Here is a 17,609-nt window from a genome sequence, read left to right as displayed (position 1 = left end):
GGCTATGCCGGGTCGAACGTGAACCGCATACCGAACCTCCGCCGCGGCGTCGCGTTTGCTAGTCATCACCCAAGGGACGCGTATTGGTCCCGAAGCGGGACGACCGGAGCGCCAGCCCCCATGTTCGAATTTGGCCGGGACTTGAGAAAGCTGTTCGAAAAGGCGCGCGAGAGCGAGGATCTCGGCTGGCTGGAGCTGGTCGGGGCGGACCTGGTCGCGACCGAGGCACAGTCGCTTTGCACCGAAGCCGGGCGCGTGTCCTGCGCCCACCCCTTTGACAGCTGGATGCGGGCCTCGGCCCTCTGGCGCGAACACGCCCGACGCACCGGCAGCCGGACCAGCCTGGACAGGGCGGCGGGGGCCGCTTCGGACGCCGCGCGCCACACAACCACCCCCGACCAGACCGCGGCCGCGGCGATTGAGTCCGGCGAGATTCACCTGTTGCGGTTCGACCTGTTCGGCGGCCCTGAAAAGCTGACGGCGGCGCTGGCGGATGTGCAGGCGCTGACGGCCGACCGTCCCGCGACGCGTTCCGCCGCCGCAGCGCTGCACGCCCGGCTGACGGCGCGACGGGCGCGGCTGTCCGGCGAGCCGGCGGCCATGCTGGACGCGGCCGCCCTGCTGGATGCGGCCCTGCACGGGGCCAGAGCCCTGCCGGCGACGATCGGCGATGACCTGAGACTGGACCGCGCGGCGCTGGGGCTGGAAGCCGGTGTGGCGCGGCGCGACGGACGACTGCTGGATCAGGCCGGGCGCGACCTGCGGGTCCTGGTCGAATCTGCCTCGCCGGACTACCGGCCCCTGACCCGGGCCCGCGCCCTCGCCCTCGCCGGCGCAGGCCTGATGGCGCTGGCCCGGCTGGCGAAGGACGAGGCCGCCACCGCCCAGGGCCAGGCCCTGTTCGCCGCCGCCGCCGACCAGTTCACGCCCGACCACAGCCCCCTGGACTGGGTGGCCGTGCAGCTCGCCCCCGGTGACGCCGACACGCCTCTGGCGCGGTTGATCCAGGCCGAAGCCCTGACCCGTGAACCGGGCCTGATCCTCGGCGCGCTCGCCCGCGAACGGCGGCTGGCGGCCGAGACGGCCCTCGCCGAGGCCATGGGCGATGTCGAGAGCCTGACCGGGCTCGAGGCGGTCGTCCGGCGCGGTCTGGCCGCTTCCGCCGGCGCCCAGCCGCTGGAATGGGTCGCCGACCAGATCGGCATGGCGCATCTGGCCCTGGCCAAGGCGCGCCTGACGACGACCGAACCCCGCGCCGTCGGCATGATGCTGGCCGAGGCCATCGAGACCGCCCGCGAATGGGGCGCTCCGGCTCTGGTTCAGCGCGCGGCGCTGCTGCAGGTGCGGGCGGCCGCGGCCTAGCCGCCCAACGCCACGAACCCGCCGTTGCCGAATCCCGGCTTGCCGTAGCGCAACGGCTGGCCGTCTTCGGCCATGACGCGGCCGCCGGCGGCTTCCAGCACCGCCTGCCCTGCCGCTGTGTCCCATTCCGAGGTCGGGCCGGTGCGCGGATAGGCGTCGAACCGGCCCTCGGCGATCAGGCAGAATTTCAGCGACGAATCCATGCCCTGCCACTGGACGCAACCGTGGCGCGAGGCCAGCCGTTCGGCCTCGACGTCGTTCATGGAGTGGCTCATCACCGCCAGGGGCGAGGCGGGCCGGTTGCGCACCTTGATGGCCTGCCACACCTCGCCGAACCGGCGGCGAAACGCGCCGGCGCCCGGCGCCCCGCTGCGCCATGTCGTGGCGGTCGCGGGCGCCGTCACCACCCCGGCGACCGGCGATCCCTTGTGAATCAGCGCGATGTTGACGGTGAAGGCTTCCCGCCCCTCGACGAAGCCGCGGGTGCCGTCCAGCGGGTCGATCAGCCAGAACCAGTCATTGGCCGAAGCCGGCGCGCCGTCGGCGGCGACAGCCTCCTCGGCTACGGTCTGGATCCCGGGATACAGGGTCGCCAGCCGCGTCAGGATCAGGGCCTCGGCCTCCTGATCGGCGCGGGTCACGGGGCTGTCATCGGCCTTGGTCTCGGCCACGACCCCGTTGCGCCACCAAGGCAGGATGACCCGCGCGGCGTCCTCTGCGAGGTCGGCCAGGGCCTCGCTCAGTGCGCCGGACGCGAGGTCGGCGATCAGTCGTTTACTCATGCCGCCCGATTAGAGCATCGGACCGGTTTCGCGAACCGGCAAATCAGGTCAGCGTCCGGCCAGTTTCCGACTGTTGCGCGCAAGGCCCGATGACCGACACAGCACCCGCCTCACCCCTTCCCGACGGCCAGGCGCTTCCTGATGGCCAGGCTTTGGCCGCCCTGATCGCCGGCAAGCTGTGCCACGACTTCATCAGCCCGGCCGGCGCGATCAGTTCGGGCCTCGACCTGCTGAAAGACCCCACCGCCCAGGACATGCGCGACGACGCCATGGGACTGATCGAGGCCAGTGCGAAGAAGATGGTGGCCCTGGTCGCCTTCGCCCGCGTGGCCTTCGGCGCCGCGACCTCGTCCGAGCGGTTTTCGGGCGCCGAGCTGGGCGAACTGGTCTCCGGCCTGACCGAGGGCGGACGGGCCACGCTGGAATGGTCTGTCGCGGACACGAGTTATTCCAAGGCCCAGTCGCGGGCGCTGGTGAACCTGGCCTGGCTGACCATGGCCGCCCTGCCGTCCGGCGGCGTGGCGACCATTGTGACGCGAACCGACGGCGCCGGTCTGATCATCGAGGGCCGCGCCGAGGGCGCGCGCGCCCGCCTGAAAGGCGAGGCCGTGGCCGGACTGGCGGGTCAGCCGCTGACCGAGGGCCTGCCCGGCCAATGGATCCAGCCCTACTGGCTCTGGCTGACTGCCCATGATGCCGGCGGGTCGCTGGATGTGCAGGCCGAGGAGGGGCGCGTCGTGCTGACCGCCCACATGCCTAACTGACGCTTAAGCCGGTTTCCCAAGGAGTCATTAACCGGCTCAGGCCGATGATAGGGCTCATGTACACGCGGGCGTTGTGCGCCTCTGATTTGGAACCCTGACCTTGACCCCCAGAACCTGTCTGATCGTCGACGACAGCCGGATCATCCGGAAGGTCGCCCGCCGTATCGTCGAAGGGCTCGGCTTCGAGGTCGATGAGGCGGCGGACGGCTCCGAAGCCCTTGCCTTCTGCGGCGGGGTGATCCCGGAGGTCATCCTGCTCGACTGGTCGATGCCGGTCATGGACGGCATGACCTTCCTGCGCCGTCTGCGCGCCCTGCCCGGCGGCCTGGCGCCCAAGGTGCTGTTCTGTACCATCGAGACCCGCGCCGAACGTATCGCCGAAGCCCTGTCGGCCGGCGCCGACGACTATGTGATGAAGCCGTTCGACGGCGAGATCCTGACCTCGAAATTCGCTGAAGTGGGGGCCGTCTGACCCCATGAGCCCCGACGACTTCGATCGCCTGCAGTCACTGATGGTCTCGCGCGCGGGCTTTCGGCTGACGCGCGACCGGATGAAACTGGCCGAGCACCGGCTGGGGCCGGTCGCCCGGCGCGAGGGGTTCGAGACCGTCGATGCCATGCTGGGTTCGCTGTGGGCCAAGCCCGTCGCCAGCCTGGGCTGGGCCGTGATCGAAGCCCTGCTGAATCCCGAGACCTGGTTCCGGCGCGACCGCGTCAGCTTCGACACCTTCGGCAAGGAACTTCTGCCCGCCCTCGGCAAGGCCCGCGGCGGCCAGCCGGTCAAGATCTGGTCCGCCGGCTGTTCGACCGGCCAGGAGGCCTGGTCCCTGGCCATCGCCGCCCGGGAAGCCGGCGTCGCCGTCGAGATCGTCGCCACCGACCTGTCGCAGCGTGCGCTGGAGAAGGCCCGTTCGGGCGCCTACACCGGCTTCGAAATCCAGCGCGGCCTCAAGGCCGAGACCATGCTGCGCCATTTCGACCAGGCCGAAGACGCCTGGATCGCCAATGCCGAGCTGCGCGCCATGGTCCATTTCGCCCGCGCCAACCTCATCGACGCCCCGACCGACGCCCACCGGTTCGACATCATCTTCTGCCGCCACGTCCTCGGCGACGCCGACCCGGCCCGGCGCGGCGAGATGTTCGACAACCTCGAACGACGGCTGGTCGATGACGGCTGCCTGTTCCTCGGTCCCGACGAGCAGCCTGAGGGCGACAGCATCGCCTTCCGCCCCGTCGCCGGCCGCAAGGGTCTTTTCGTCAAATCCCCGACGGCGCTGAGACGGGTGGCCTGAGGCGCGAGCCCGCTGTTCGCAACGGCGCTGCGCTCAACTCTACGTACGATTGTCGACACAGCAACGAACCAGAGGTTTCGCGGTTTATACGCAGGAACCGCCTGGGGAGGCCTGATTGATTGTGCGTCGCTACAAGGGCCGGGGTCGAACGGCCCGGACAGAGCAACCGCGCCAGGGGCGTGGCTGGATCTATCGCCTGTTCATGGCGTGGTTCGCAAAGGGGCGGCGCGTCCGGCTCTAGCCGGGCCGCTGACCAACCTCCATGGCGCCAAGGAAGATCGTCCTCGATGCCGCGACGGTAACGCGGCTGATCGAAGTCCGGCACGCGATGCCGCGTGGGCTGTCTGTGTCGCGCTATCTGCTCGCCCGGGCCGGTGAGAGCGAACCAGACAGGTTCACGACCCTGCGCAAGGCTCGCGCCGCCTTTCAGGAGCAGATCGCCGGACTCCGATGCAGCGACCCTGCGGGGACACAAGACGCGTGAGAGCCAGAAAATCCGAACTTCCGTTCCCTGCGCGGGTCGCCCGCGTCTGGGGCGGCCTTAATGAGATCGTGCAGGCCGAAGGTGACGCTGACGTCGCGCTAGCGGCATTCTTTCAGGTCACTCTGGAGCAACTCGCAGCATGGCGCGCCGCGGAGGGCCGTCATCGCTGCCCCGGCGTCACTTCGCGAGGGCACAACTGTCGGAACCATGCCTCGGCGGTTGTCGACTACGATCCGCGCGCCTGGGTCGCTCGAGACCCGGAATTCTGCAAGGCTCATTTGAACTCCCAGCCAGAGCCGGCGGCAGCGCGCCCGGCGCCGCCCGCACCCGCGCCGCACACCTCCGGCCGAAACGCTGCGGCCGAGGATGACGTGAGCGTCAACGCCCGCTAGCCTGCCGCTTCATCGGGGAGGATGACACATGCGGTTGCTCTGGCTGGTCGGGTCGTTGGCGCTCGCGCTGCTGATCGCGGTGCTGACCTTGCAGGTCCCCGCGCCCGCCGGGGCCGACGCCCCGGCCACGGCCTTCTCAGCGGAACGGGCCATGGTCGATGTCCGCGAGATCGCGCAGAGGCCGCACCCCGTCGGCTCGGCCGACCATGCCCGGGTCGGGGCCGTGCTGCTGCAGCGGATGGCGGCGCTCGGCCTGCAGACCTCCACCCAGACCGGCGCCCTGTCGCCGGCGGCCGTGCGGCGGCTCGAGCGTGAAGGCGGCTCCGCCACGGGAGTCGAACTGACCAACCTCATCGGCGTCCTGCCCGGGCGCGACCCCCGCCTGCCCGCCGTCGCCCTGATGGCCCACTATGACACCGTGCCGGACTCCGCCGGCGCAGCCGACGACAGCGCCGGGGTCGCGGCCATCCTTGAGGCCGTGCGCGCCATCCGCGCCCGCGGCCCGGCCGACCGGACGCTGGTGGTCATCCTGACCGACGGCGAGGAACTCAATCTCGACGGCGCCCGCGCCTTCTGGGGCGGCCACCCTTTACGCGACCGCATCGGCGCCGTGGTCAATCTGGAGGCGCGCGGCGGCGGCGGCCGGGCCATGATGTTCGAGACCGGCCGCGGCAATGCCGAAACCATCGCCCTGTTCGCCCGCGCCGGCGCGCGCGCGACCGGCGGTGTCTCGTCCAATTCTCTGGCGGTGTTCGTCTATGAGGCCATGCCCAACGGCACCGACTTCACCATTCCCAAGGACCGCGGCGTCCAGGGCGTCAATCTCGCCTTCATCGGCCGCCCGGAGCAGTATCACGCCCCCGTCTCGACGCCCGACGCGCTCGATCAGGGCAGCGTCCAGCATATTGGCTCGCAGGCGCTCGAGACGGCCGACGCGCTCTTGCGCGCGCCCGCCCTGCCCGCCGCCACCGCCAATATCGTCTACGCAGACCTGTTCGGCCGGGTCGTCGTTGGCCATGCGCCGGTCATGGGATGGGGCCTGCTGGGCCTCGCCTTCCTCGGCCTCGGCGTCGCTGTCTGGCGCGCGCGGTCCCATGCCGGCCTGACCTTCGCCGACGCCGGGCGAGGCGCCGTCGACGGTCTGTGGTTCCTGTCGACAGGCCTCGTCCTGACCCAGCTTGTGCGCCTTCTGGCCGGTCCCTTGTCAGGCCGCGCCGAGAGCGCCGACGCCTACTACACCCTGCTGGCCCGGCTGCCGTGGATGGAGGCCGGCGCGGCCCTGACCGTGCTGGCCGTGGCGCTGGCCCTGTTCGGCGGACGCACACGGCTCGACCGTCGCATCGTCGGGGGCGTAATCGCCGTCGCGGCCGTCGTCGCCCTGGTCCTCGGCGGACTGAACACGATCGTCATCGGCGCCGCCGTCATCGCTGTCGGACTGTCGCTCTTCCCCGGCCTCGCCGCCCGCTCGACCTGGGGCGGCTGGACGGGCCTGATCGGCCTGATCCTGATCTTCGCCACTGCAGCCCAGACCCTCGCGCCCGAGGCCGCCTTCCTGTTCGTCTGGACCGGACTGCTGGCGGCGGTCGCCGCCGCCCTCGCCGCCGTCCTCGACCCCGGCCTGACCCGCCCCGGCTCCCTCGCCCCGGTCGCCGTCGCCGCCGTGCTGGGCGGCGGATGGATCATGGCGCAGGCCCACGGCGTCTTCCTCGGCGTCGGCATGGACATGCCCGGCGTCCTGGTCCTGCTCGGACTGCTGGTGCTGATGCTGGTGCGGCCGCTCAGCACGGAGCAGGGTCTGTCCCGGCCCCTTCTGATCGCGGCGGCGGCCGCCCTGATCCTCGGCACCGGCCTGTCGGTCGCGGCCCAGGTTCTGGAACCGATGGTCTCGGCGACCACGGCCTGACCATGACCGCCCCATCCCTCTGGCTCGAGGACCTCCACGTCGGTCAGACCTTCGTCAGCGCCCCCGTCACGATCACTACCGAGGCGATCAAGGCCTTCGCCGCCGAATTCGACCCCCAGCCCTTTCACCTCGACGAGGACGCCGCCCGCGAGACCCTGTTCGAGGGCCTCGCCGCCAGCGGCTGGCATACCGCCGCCCTGACCATGCGGATGATGGTCCAGTGCTTCCCGCTGGTCGGCGGCCTGGTCGGAGCCGGTGGCGAGACCACCTGGCCGCGCCCGACCCGGCCGGGCGACGCCCTGACTCTCACCGTCGAGGTGCTGGAGATCCTGCCGTCCCGGTCTCGCCCCAACCGCGGCATGATCCGCACCCGCAGCACGACACGGAACCAGCACGGTGAGGCGGTCCAGATTTCCACCGTCCGCATCGTGGCGTGGCGCCGGCCGGCGTAGGGGCTCGCCGCGCGGCCGGGAGGTTCATCACGAAGGACACGAAGGCAAGGCACGAAGGACACGAAGGGAGCGAGGTCACGTCGAACGGCGGTGGTCTCCTCGTTATCAGATCGCGGCTTCGCCGCATTCAGTTCTCGAAGGCGAGCCCGGTTGTGTCCTCCCCGCAGGTCCCTTCGTGTCCTTTGTGAACTCCTTCGTGCCCTTCGTGATGAACCAGCTCTGCCCGGCGCAAGGGACTCAGCCCCCGTCGGTCCACACCGTCTTGTACAGGTCAAACCGCCGGTCCCGCAGGTTCCGCACCGTCCCCTGCGACTTGGCCCAGGCCAGGTCGGACAGGTCCAGGTCCGCCACCGTCACCGTCTCGACGTTCTCCGACGCCTCGGCCGCCACCCCGTCCCGCGCGAACGGGAAGTCGCACGGCGTCAGGATGCAGGACTGGGCGTACTGGATGTCCATGTTCTCGACGTTCGGCAGATTGCCGACATTGCCGGACAGGATGACGTAGCACTGGTTCTCGATGGCCCGCGCCTGCGAGCAGTAGCGGACCCGCAGATAGCCCTGCCGGTTGTCGGTGCAGAACGGCACGAACAGCAGCCGCGCCCCCTCGTCGACCAGCCGCCGCGCCAGTTCCGGGAACTCGGAGTCATAGCAGATCAGCACCCCGATCGGGCCGCAGTCGGTGGGGATGGCGTGCACCCGGTCGCCGCCCTTGATGTTCCACCAGTGGCGCTCGTTCGGCGTCGGGTGGATCTTCTCCTGCTCGTGCACCGAGCCGTCGCGCAGGAAGACATAGGCGACGTTCTGGATGTCCCCGTCCTCGGTCTGGGTCGGGTGGGAGCCGCCGATGATGTTGATATTGTACTCGACCGCCATCTTGCGCATCGCCTCGACGAAGCGCGGCGTGTAGCGGGTCAGGGCCTCGATAGACTCGACCGGCGTCAGCTTCTTGGACTCCAGCGACAGCAGCTGAAGCGTGAACAGCTCCGGAAACACCACGAAATCCGAGCGATAGTCCGAGGTCACGTCGACGAAATATTCGATGTTGGAGATGAACTCCTCGAAGCTGGCGACCTTGCGGGCCTGCAACTGCACCGTCGCCACCCGCACCGTCTCCTTGACCGCAAAGGCCGCGCCCCGGCCGTGAGTCTCGGTGTAATAGGGATTGCGCCAGACCATGTGCGCCGCATGGCCCATCGAGGCCGTGTCCGAGATGAGATAGTTCTCCAGCACCCCGATCGGCTCGAACCCGCCGCGCATGTGGAAGCCGATCACCGGATCGTTCAGCTTCCTTGCCGTCACCGCATCCAGATATTCGCGCGCGTCCGGATAGGCCGCCTTGCGCCGCGCCAGGCCGGGCATCCGCCCCCCGAAAACGATGCCGCGCAGGTTCTCGGCCTCGCACAGGTCGCGCCGGGCGTCATACAGCCGCTGGCCGATGCGCAGCCGCCGCCGGTCGGGATCGACACACACCTCCATGCCGTAGAACCAGTCCCCGACCGGATCGTGCCGCGCCGCATAGCCGCCGCCGGTGATCTGGGTCCAGGTGTGCGGCGACATGGCCGTCTTCTCGTCGATGCGGAAGCCGGCGGCGTAGCCGACGATCTCATCGGCATATTCGACCACGAACTGGCCGTCGGGGAAGGCGGCGATCTGGCCGCGCAGCATCCCCGGCGTATAGGCCGGCATGTCCTTGTAGACCTTGGCCACAAGGGCGGAGATGGCGTTCACATCCGCCAGTCTGGCGTTGCGGATGGACAGGACGGCGGGCTTGGAAGGTTTTGTCATCCGCCCTGAACGCATGGCGAAGCTTGGGGATCAATCCCTTCTGGTCCGCACACCGCGAGCCGCGGTTCGTCGTTCTTCGGCGACACCCCGTGGAACACCGCTCCAGTTTGCATCTCATGTGGACAGCCAGACCGCCGCAGCCGTGTAGAGAGCGATCCCGAGGGTCAGGTTGAACGGGAAGGTTATCGCCAGCGACGCCGTCACGAAAACGCCGGCGTCCGCTTCGGGGGCCGCCAGCCGCATGGCCGCGGGAACGGCGATGTAGGACGCCGAGCCCGCCAGAATGGTCAGAAGCGCCGCGTTGCCGGCGTCCAGCCCGGCAAGCTGGGCCAGCCCCAGCGCAACGCCTGCCGAGAGCAGGGGAAAGCCGAGGGCGAATCCGATCACGCCCGGCGTCAACTTGCGCCCCCCTTCCATCAACCGCCGGGCGGCGGTCAGGCCGATGTCGAGCAGGAAGAAGCACAGGGCGCCCTGGAACAGTGGCCCGACAAACAGGTCCAGCCGGGTCATGCCGGCCTCGCCGGAGATCAGGCCGACCAGGAAGCTGCCCAGCAGCATCACCGACGCCGCGCCGACAAACACCTCCTTCAGGATCGTCCTCCGGCGCCCCGGTTCGCCACGACCCGCGCCGTTCAGCAGAACAAGGGCCGTCAGGATGGCGGGGGTCTCCATCAGGGCGAGGACGGCGGCCATATACCCTCCCGACGCCAGACCGATGGCGGCGAGGTGCTGCTGTCCGGCGGCGAAGGTCACGACCGAAACGGAGCCGTAGGTCGCCGCCAGCGCGCAGAGGGTCGGACGGTCGAGCCTGCGGACGCGCTTCAGGATGACGAAGGCGATCAGCGGCATCAGGGCGCTGAGTGCGATGCCGATCGCCCCCGCCGCCAGGAAATCCCCGTTGAAGCCCGCCGCGCGCGCCTCCACCCCGCCCTTGAAGCCGATGCAGAGCATCAGATAGAGCGACAGACCCTTGGCGACCGGCTCGGGAATGGCCAGGTCCGAGCGGGCGAAGGCGGCCGCCGCGCCGACGAAGAAGAACAGGATGGCCGGCGACGTCAGAAGCGCCAGGCTGGTGGAAATGTCAGGCATGCGTCAACCGGTCCGCTGAAGGTCGGTCCGAGTGAACTCGACCGGCGCGGGCATCCAGTTTATTGGCGTGATGCAGGCTATAACGGACGCTAATGGCATGGCCGATCGGCTGGTCAATCTGGACATCGACCTGTTGCGGGCCTTCGTGACGGTCGTCGAGACAGGCAGTTTCACCCGCACGGCGGCCATGCTCGGCCGGACCCAGCCGGCCGTCAGCCTGCAGATCCGCCGGCTCGAGGATCAGTTGCGGTCGCCGTTGTTCGATCGGGGCGGCAAGGGCTTCGGCCTGACGACCGAGGGCGCGGCGCTGCTGCCGCAGGCCCGCCGACTGTTGCGGCTGAACGATGAAATCCTCTCGACACTGGGGGACGGGGACCTCGAGGGAGAGGTCCGGTTCGGCGCGCCGGAGGACATTGCGACGATGCATCTGCCCGGGATCCTCGGGGCGTTCGCGCGCAGCCATCCCCGCATCAAGCTGTCGGTGACCTGCGACTACACCGCCAACCTGCTCGACCAGATGTCGCGCGGCATGCTTGATCTGGCGCTGATCAAACGGGAGCCGGTCGGCCCCGAACTGGGCGTGCGGGTCTGGACCGAGCCTCTGGTCTGGGTGGCGCTCGACGCCTCGATCATCGAGGCGTCGCCCTTGCCGCTGATCATCGCCCCTGCCCCCGACATCTATCGAAAGCGGGCCCTGGGCGCGCTCGCGGACGCGGGCATCGCCTTTCGCGCGGCCTTCACCTCGCCCAGTCTCGCCGGTCAGATGGCGGCCCTCCGCGCAGGCCTTGGCGTCGGCGTGCTTCCCGCGGCCATGGCCCCCCGCGACCTTGCGGTGCTGGAGCGGCCGCTGCCGATGCTTGCCGACAGCGAGATCGCCCTGGTTTCCAGCCGGGCCGCCGGTGGGCCGGCGGGCCTCCTTGCGCAGGAGGTCTTGCGGGCGCTGGAACGCGGTCCCATCCCGGCATGACGGGCGCTTATAGGCCGCATCATCACTTCTGATTGGCGGGCGGCCCCCGTCGCAGGCAGTTTGACTCGGCGGCCCGGGCCCCTCTGACGATCACTGTGATCGTGATGTCGGACCGCATCGGGTGCGCTCGATGACGGGTCCGGCTTGTTTGTCCCCTCGAACTGACGGTCTCGCCGTCGAGCGCTCCCCTTGAGAGAAGGAGAGGCTCGATGTCTATCGTGTTGGCGCGCCGGTTGCGGGGATTTCACGCCCTGCTGGAGATGGCGCTGAGGGACGAACGCACGCGGCCGCAGCCGGACGACCGGGCCGTTGCGAGCATCAAGAAGAAGAAGCTCGCGATCAGGGACCGGCTCGTCGCCTTCAACGACCGTCAAGGCCGGTCGACGTCGCGCTGACGTCGACCAACCCGGCGGCGCGCGCTGCCCGTGGCCCCAGATCCCTCAACAAAGCCAACCCGTGATCGCCGCCTGGCCGGCGAGACGAAGGGAGCTCCGATGCCCGCAACGAACCCCGTCCGGCGGCAACGCCGCCCGGTCGATCCTCATGACGTCTGGACCATGGGCGACGTCGCCCAGATGGATGCGGTCGTCGCCGCCTGCGCGCTCGTCGCCCAGGCCGACGGCTGGGTCACCGCCCAGGAACGCAAGCGGATGATCGACCGGATGAGTCAGTCCCCCAGCATTCGCTTCTTCGGGTTGCACGAGGTGACGCTCGGCTTTGAGGCCCTGAACAGGCGGTTTGATCTCGACCTCGAGGACGGTGAGGCTGCGGCGGAAGCGGCGGTCGCGGCTCTCCGGGGTCAATCGGGGCCTTCGCACCTGCTGATCGATACGGCCTGTTCGGTCGCGGAGGCGGACGGCGGCTTCGACGCCGAGGAGCGCCAAACCATTCTGCGCCTCTGCCGGCTGCTGGACCTCGATCCCTCGCGCTATGACCTGATCTCCGGCGAGGAAGAGCGGCAATGAGGATCAGTCCGGTTCCCCTGCCGGTCGCCCAGGGCGTGGCGGTCCGGCACACGCAGACGACATGCCGGGTGGCCGCCCATCAGAGTTCGCCGACAGGCCGCCCCGTCGAGTCCCCGGGCGCGATCATCGACGACACGGCCGCCCGCCGTCCCACCCGGCACACCTTTGACATCCGCGTCTGATCGCCGGACCAAACTGGAACCCTGACTTGATGGATTTTTTGACCCAGGACGTCCTGACCAAGCCGGTTTGGATGTGGGCGACCTTTCTGACGCTCGTCGTCGTCCTTCTCGCGCTCGACCTCGGCGTCCTGCACAAGAAGCACCGCGAGATCGGCGTGCGTGAGAGCCTGCTGATGTCGCTCGGCTATCTGACCCTCGGCCTCGGCTTCGGCGGGTGGGTCTGGTTCAGTCTCGGCCAGCAGGCGGGGATCGAATACCTCACCGGCTTCGTGGTCGAGAAGTCCCTGGCGATCGACAACATCTTCGTCATCGCGATGATCTTCACCTACTTCGCCATTCCGAGGCTCTACCAGCACCGGGTCCTGTTCTGGGGCATCCTGGGCGTCATCGTTCTGCGGGCTGTCATGATCGCCGGCGGCGCGGCCCTGGTGTCGGAGTTCCCCTGGGTGCTCTACATCTTCGCCCTGTTCCTCGTGGCGACCGGGATCAAGATGATCGCCATGTCCGGCAAGACGCATGACCTTGCCGCCAATCCGCTGCTCCGGTTTCTCAAGCGGCGGCTGCGGGTCACCGAACAGCTGCACGGCGAACGTTTCTTCGTACGGTTGCCCCATCCAAAGACGGGGCGGATCGCGACCTTCGCGACGCCGGTCTTCCTCGCCCTGGTTCTGATCGAGGTGGCCGATGTGATCTTCGCGGTCGATTCAGTCCCGGCTATCTTCGCGATCACGACCGATCCCTACATCATCTACACCTCGAACATCTTCGCCATCCTGGGACTCAGGGCGCTGTATTTCGCGCTGGCGGCCATCCTGCCGCGCTTCGCCTATCTCAAATATGCGCTCGCGGTTCTCCTGATCTTCATCGGCTCGAAAATCTTCATCTCCGACCTGCTGGGCTGGGCCAAGTTTCCCGCCGAGCTCTCGCTCGGGATCACTTTTGCGATCCTCGCGACCGGCATTCTCTGGTCGATGTGGCGGACCCGTTCGGCCCCGCCGGGCGCGGCCGCGCCATGAAGCCGGACCCCGACGATCCCTTGGTGCAGGGCTACCGGCGCTTCCGCGCCTCGGTCTGGCCGGGCCAGGCGCAGCGCTATGCCCAACTCGCCCGACGGCGCCAACAGCCGACCACCGCCGTGATCGCCTGTTCCGACGCCCGGGTCGATCCGCAGACGATCTTCGACGCCGAGCCGGGCGAATTGTTCGTCATCCGCAATGTGGCGGGCCTGGTCCCGGAGTATGCGCCCGACGGGGGCTGTCACGGGACCAGCGCGGCCCTCGAATATGCGGTGAAGATCCTCAAGGTCCGACGCATCGTCCTGCTCGGACATGCGCGCTGCGACGGCATTCACGCGATGATCCATGGCCCCCTGCGAAACGCCCCCGACTTCCTGGGGCCGTGGGTGGACATCGCCGAGCCGGTCATGTGGCCCATGCCCGAGCAGGGCTCCGGCGAGGCGTTCGAGGCGGCGATCGAGGACGCCGTGCTGCGTTTGTCCCAGACCAACCTGAGGACGTTTCCGTGGATACGGGACGCGGAAAGGTCCGGTCATCTCTCCCTGACGGCCTGGAAGTTCAGCATCGCTTCGGGCGAACTGACGCCCGGCTAGCCGGGTCCATTGGCGATGATTATCGACCGTATGAGCACATATCATTGGGCAGCGCCGAGCAGCACATTCACTTTCACCAGGCGGGCCGGGCCCCTCTGACGATCTCTGTGATCGTGATGTCGGACCGCATCGGGTGCGCTCGATGCCGGGGCCAAGTCTATCCAGGATCCCCAAGCCCCGGCAAAGAGCGCACCCCTTCGAAAGAGGAGAGGCGCCATGGCGAGCGGACGGCCCGCTCTGGATCAACCGCAGCGGCGTCGAGCGTCGCCAACGGGTCGGCTGAGCCAGAATAAAGTCATGCGTCGCCCTGTGTGGCGCCCAACTCTCCTGTCGTGAGGATCAACAACGGCGATGCGCGATCTTCTCCTTCAGATCGACACCTATCCGGAAGCGACGCCAGCAGAGGCGTTTGATCAGGCGGTGCGGTTCGCAGCCGCGGTGGGCGGCGTGCTGTCTGCGCTCGCCGTAGAGGTCGATATTCAGGCGCCCAAGAACCGGCTGGCCGACTACCTGATCGGTCTCAGCCAAATGGCCCTGGAAGAGGAGCAGAAGAGCCGCCGGTTCTGCGAGATGGCGCTCGAGGCTTTCGCCTCCAGGGCCGAGGTGGCCGGCGTCCTGGGCGAGGTTATTCACGGCAAGGCGGACCTCTACGCGGTCGGGGCGTATGTCGCTGAGCGGTCGCGCACGCGGGATCTCTGTATCGTGCCGGTCGTCGATCAGTTCGACGGTCAGCGCTCCGTCGTCGAGGCCGTTGTTTTCGGGTCCGGTCGTCCGGTCCTGACCTTCCGCCCCGGCGTCGCGGACCTGCCTGTCGGCGGCCTTGGCACGATCGTGCTTGCCTGGGATCACAGCCGAACGGCGGCGCGCGCGATGGCAGATGCCCTGCCTGTCATGCAGACGGCCCGCGAGGTTCGGGTGCTCACTGTGACCAACGAGAAGCCTTCCGCTCACTCCGGCGTGGGGACGGAGGTGGCGCGTCATCTCGCGGCGCACGGCGTCAACGCCGTTGTCGAAGAGGTCGACGCGGGCGGGCGACGCATAGGTATGGTTCTGGAGGAGTTTCTCGCCGCGCACCGCCAGGACCTTCTCGTCATGGGGGCCTATGGCCGATCGCGGGCACGAGAGTTCATTCTGGGCGGGGCGACGGAGCATATGCTGCGCAACCCGAAGGTGCCTCTGCTGCTATCACACTAGGTCCCCTCTATCTCCTGAAGGGGCCGCGCCACTACCACAATCCTCGCACCCAACCCGGACGGCTGTCGGCGAGCAAACCTCTAATGTCGGGGCCCAGGGCAGACGCACCGGGTCCACAGTTCAGGGCCGTATGTCACGGCATGCAGTTCATCTGCCGCCCCCGAGGACCGCCTGCGTCAAAATCGGACGTACGTCCCGCTGCCGTGCAGCGCCGGGCGAAAAGAACATATTGGCAACCAGAACAAACCATGCACATAGTGCCGCTCACAAAGGGAGTGGGTCACGGTCATCGGACCGAAGGCGGGCCTCTCCTCCAGAGTACCCAACGGGAATCATGGCAAGGGAGAGTGGCAAGGTGGCAGCTCAGGCGAATCTGAAATTGGTGACGCGGGACGACGGCGACAAACAGCGGGCCCTGGAGGCGGCGATCGCCCAGATCGATCGCGCCTTCGGCAAGGGCTCGGTCATGAAGCTCGGCAAGAACGGCGTGACCGAAGCCATTCCCTCGGTCTCGACCGGCTCGCTGGGCCTCGACATGGCGCTGGGAATCGGCGGCCTGCCGCGCGGCCGGGTGATCGAGGTGTTCGGGCCGGAAAGCTCGGGCAAGACCACCCTGGCCCTGCACACCGTGGCCGAGATCCAGAAGGCCGGCGGCACCGCCGCCTTCGTCGACGCTGAACACGCGCTGGATCCGGGCTACGCCCAGAAGCTGGGCGTCAACCTCGACGACCTGCTGGTGTCCCAGCCCGACACGGGCGAACAGGCGCTCGAGATCGTCGACACCCTGGTGCGGTCGGGCGCCGTGGACATCGTGGTGGTCGACTCCGTCGCCGCCCTGACGCCGCGCGCCGAGATCGAGGGCGAGATGGGCGACAGCCTGCCCGGCCTGCAGGCCCGCCTGATGAGCCAGGCGCTGCGCAAGCTGACCGCCTCGATCAACAAGTCGCAGTGCATCGTCCTGTTCATCAACCAGATCCGCCACAAGATCGGCGTCATGTACGGCTCGCCGGAGACGACGACGGGCGGCAATGCGCTGAAATTCTACGCCTCGGTCCGCCTCGACATCCGCCGCACCGGCGCGATCAAGGACCGCGACGAGGTCGTCGGCAACACCACCCGGGTCAAGGTCGTCAAGAACAAGGTCGCCCCGCCGTTCCGCGAGGTCATCTTCGACATCATGTACGGCGAGGGCATCTCCAAACTGGGCGAGATCATCGACCTGGGCGTCAAGGCCGGCATCGTCGAGAAATCCGGCAGCTGGTTCTCCTACGACAGCCAGCGGATCGGCCAGGGCCGGGAGAATGTGCGCGCCTTCCTCAAGGCCAATCCGGACATCGCCGACTCGATCGAAAAGGCCGTGCGCGCCTCGACGAACAAGATCGCCGAGGAGCTTCTGGGCACGCCCGAGCCAGATGAGGGCCAGGACCTCGAGGGCTGATCCGACCGCTGTGAACGGTGTGAACGGTTCGGACGGTGTTTTTCTGAATCCAGACCTTCTCCGGCCGGGTCCCGCGACCCGCCTCCGACCCCCGCGGGGCCGGGCCGGACGGAGCGGGCCGTCCGGTCTCCACCCGGACCGGGCGGCCCTTTTTTATCGGCGAAGCGCGCGCGTGAGGGCCGGGCGCACCCGCAGGAAGGCGACATAGGCCCGCTCCAGCAACCCCAGCACCGTCCGGTTTCGCGCTGCCAGACCCAGGGGTCGCAACAGGGGGATGGCGCGCCACATGGCGGCAAAGGCGGCCGCCCCCGAGAGCATCGCCCCGTCCTCCCGCGCATGGAACCGGGCCAGCAGTTCGGCCCGGTCAATCGGGCAACTCCCCTGCCCGTTCGCCACATCGGTAAAGAGGATGGCGCCGCGCCGGTCGAGCCTGCGCATCACGGCGATCTCGCGCCGGCACAGGGGGCAGTCGCCGTCAAACCAGACTTCAAGCGCGGACATGTCGACACCCTACACCCCGGCGGCGCGCGACGCCCGTCCGTGCGGCGATCTGTCCGCCCACGGCCGCCCGGTCCTCCGCGATCACGGGCAGGTGATGCATTGGGGCTGAAACCCCTATATGACGCCCCTTCCCCGTTTCTCCCCTCGACCGAACGCGCACCGCCATGTCCAGCCTCAAACAGATCCGCTCGACCTTCCTCGACTATTTCGCCGCCGACGGGCACGAGAAGGTCCATTCCGCTCCGCTGGTGCCGCAGAACGACCCGACCCTGCTGTTCGTCAACGCCGGCATGGTGCCGTTCAAGAACGTCTTCACCGGCGCCGAGACCCCGGCCGCGCCGCGCGCGGCCAGCTCGCAGAAGTGCGTCCGCGCCGGCGGCAAGCACAATGACCTCGAGAACGTCGGCTACCCGGCGCGGCACCACACCTTCTTCGAGATGCTCGGCCA

At 68.6% G+C, this 17,609-nt stretch carries 18 protein-coding genes; 14 read left to right on the top strand and 4 right to left on the bottom strand.

The window, feature by feature from the left end; translation table 11 throughout:
• Positions 1–120: 120 nt before the first annotated feature.
• Complete coding sequence (locus B3E43_RS05885) at positions 121–1,362, top strand: hypothetical protein (RefSeq protein WP_292027518.1); 1,242 nt, start codon at positions 121–123, stop codon at positions 1,360–1,362.
• Here the strand turns inward: B3E43_RS05885 and cysQ are convergent.
• Positions 1,359–2,144, bottom strand: a complete 786-nt coding sequence (gene cysQ / locus B3E43_RS05880; RefSeq protein WP_292027516.1) for a 3'(2'),5'-bisphosphate nucleotidase CysQ — start codon at positions 2,142–2,144, stop codon at positions 1,359–1,361. The two genes, B3E43_RS05885 and cysQ, sit on opposite strands and share 4 nt — an antisense overlap.
• An 89-nt stretch (positions 2,145–2,233) precedes the next feature.
• On the opposite strand from cysQ, the gene chpT reads away from it, so the two are divergent.
• From chpT to B3E43_RS05855, 5 genes are all read left to right on the top strand, one after another.
• Positions 2,234–2,908, top strand: coding sequence for a histidine phosphotransferase ChpT (gene chpT, locus B3E43_RS05875; protein WP_292027514.1), 675 nt, complete (start codon positions 2,234–2,236; stop codon positions 2,906–2,908).
• A 100-nt stretch (positions 2,909–3,008) separates the two neighbouring features.
• Complete coding sequence (locus B3E43_RS05870) at positions 3,009–3,380, top strand: response regulator (protein WP_292027512.1); 372 nt, start codon at positions 3,009–3,011, stop codon at positions 3,378–3,380.
• A 4-nt stretch (positions 3,381–3,384) separates the two neighbouring features.
• On the top strand, positions 3,385–4,200 hold the full coding sequence (locus B3E43_RS05865) for a CheR family methyltransferase (protein WP_292027510.1): 816 nt from the start codon (positions 3,385–3,387) through the stop codon (positions 4,198–4,200).
• Positions 4,201–5,104: 904 nt separating this feature from the next.
• Positions 5,105–6,979: a M20/M25/M40 family metallo-hydrolase gene (locus B3E43_RS05860; RefSeq protein ID WP_292027509.1), complete on the top strand. Its 1,875-nt coding sequence runs from the start codon at positions 5,105–5,107 to the stop codon at positions 6,977–6,979.
• 2 nt (positions 6,980–6,981) lie between these two features.
• Positions 6,982–7,431 carry a MaoC family dehydratase gene (locus B3E43_RS05855; RefSeq protein WP_292027507.1) on the top strand — a complete coding sequence of 150 codons (450 nt, stop codon included), beginning with the start codon at positions 6,982–6,984 and terminating at the stop codon, positions 7,429–7,431.
• Between the two features lie 237 nt (positions 7,432–7,668).
• Here B3E43_RS05855 and B3E43_RS05850 read toward each other — a convergent pair whose 3' ends face one another.
• Both B3E43_RS05850 and B3E43_RS05845 read right to left on the bottom strand, forming a co-directional pair.
• Positions 7,669–9,216: a bifunctional GNAT family N-acetyltransferase/carbon-nitrogen hydrolase family protein gene (locus B3E43_RS05850; RefSeq protein ID WP_292027504.1), complete on the bottom strand. Its 1,548-nt coding sequence runs from the start codon at positions 9,214–9,216 to the stop codon at positions 7,669–7,671.
• 114 nt (positions 9,217–9,330) lie between these two features.
• Positions 9,331–10,305, bottom strand: coding sequence for a sodium-dependent bicarbonate transport family permease (locus B3E43_RS05845; protein ID WP_292027502.1), 975 nt, complete (start codon positions 10,303–10,305; stop codon positions 9,331–9,333).
• A gap of 97 nt (positions 10,306–10,402) precedes the next feature.
• Between B3E43_RS05845 and B3E43_RS05840 the strand changes: the two genes are divergently transcribed.
• The 7 genes from B3E43_RS05840 to recA all read left to right on the top strand — a co-directional run bounded on the left by B3E43_RS05840 (position 10,403) and on the right by recA (position 16,660).
• A complete protein-coding gene (locus B3E43_RS05840; protein WP_292027500.1) occupies positions 10,403–11,272 on the top strand; it encodes a LysR substrate-binding domain-containing protein in 870 nt (289 codons plus the stop codon).
• Between the two features lie 209 nt (positions 11,273–11,481).
• Positions 11,482–11,667 carry a YdcH family protein gene (locus B3E43_RS05835; protein WP_292027498.1) on the top strand — a complete coding sequence of 62 codons (186 nt, stop codon included), beginning with the start codon at positions 11,482–11,484 and terminating at the stop codon, positions 11,665–11,667.
• A gap of 99 nt (positions 11,668–11,766) precedes the next feature.
• Entirely contained in the window at positions 11,767–12,237 is a 471-nt protein-coding gene (locus tag B3E43_RS05830) for a TerB family tellurite resistance protein (RefSeq protein ID WP_292027496.1), read from the top strand.
• Between the two features lie 211 nt (positions 12,238–12,448).
• Entirely contained in the window at positions 12,449–13,435 is a 987-nt protein-coding gene (locus B3E43_RS05825) for a TerC family protein (protein WP_292027494.1), read from the top strand.
• Positions 13,432–14,028 (top strand): carbonic anhydrase, encoded by a 597-nt coding sequence (locus B3E43_RS05820; protein ID WP_292027492.1) that lies wholly within the window; start codon positions 13,432–13,434, stop codon positions 14,026–14,028. The genes B3E43_RS05825 and B3E43_RS05820 overlap by 4 nt, the downstream gene beginning before the upstream one ends.
• A 438-nt stretch (positions 14,029–14,466) precedes the next feature.
• Complete coding sequence (locus B3E43_RS05815; RefSeq protein ID WP_292027490.1) at positions 14,467–15,222, top strand: universal stress protein; 756 nt, start codon at positions 14,467–14,469, stop codon at positions 15,220–15,222.
• A gap of 355 nt (positions 15,223–15,577) precedes the next feature.
• Entirely contained in the window at positions 15,578–16,660 is a 1,083-nt protein-coding gene (gene recA, locus B3E43_RS05810) for a recombinase RecA (RefSeq protein ID WP_292027488.1), read from the top strand.
• Between the two features lie 153 nt (positions 16,661–16,813).
• Here the strand turns inward: recA and B3E43_RS05805 are convergent, their stop codons facing one another.
• Complete coding sequence (locus B3E43_RS05805) at positions 16,814–17,161, bottom strand: thiol-disulfide oxidoreductase DCC family protein (protein WP_292027485.1); 348 nt, start codon at positions 17,159–17,161, stop codon at positions 16,814–16,816.
• A 164-nt stretch (positions 17,162–17,325) separates the two neighbouring features.
• Here B3E43_RS05805 and B3E43_RS05800 point away from each other — a divergent pair.
• Positions 17,326–17,609, top strand: a 284-nt coding sequence (locus B3E43_RS05800) for an alanine--tRNA ligase-related protein (RefSeq protein WP_292027483.1), incomplete at its 3' end; no start/stop codon positions are given.

Source organism: Brevundimonas sp. UBA2416, from assembly GCF_002343105.1.
In the GTDB taxonomy this organism is placed as follows: Bacteria; Pseudomonadota; Alphaproteobacteria; order Caulobacterales; family Caulobacteraceae; genus Brevundimonas.
Note: the sequence above shows the minus strand (reverse complement) of the source record. Positions and strands in the feature narration are given on the sequence as shown.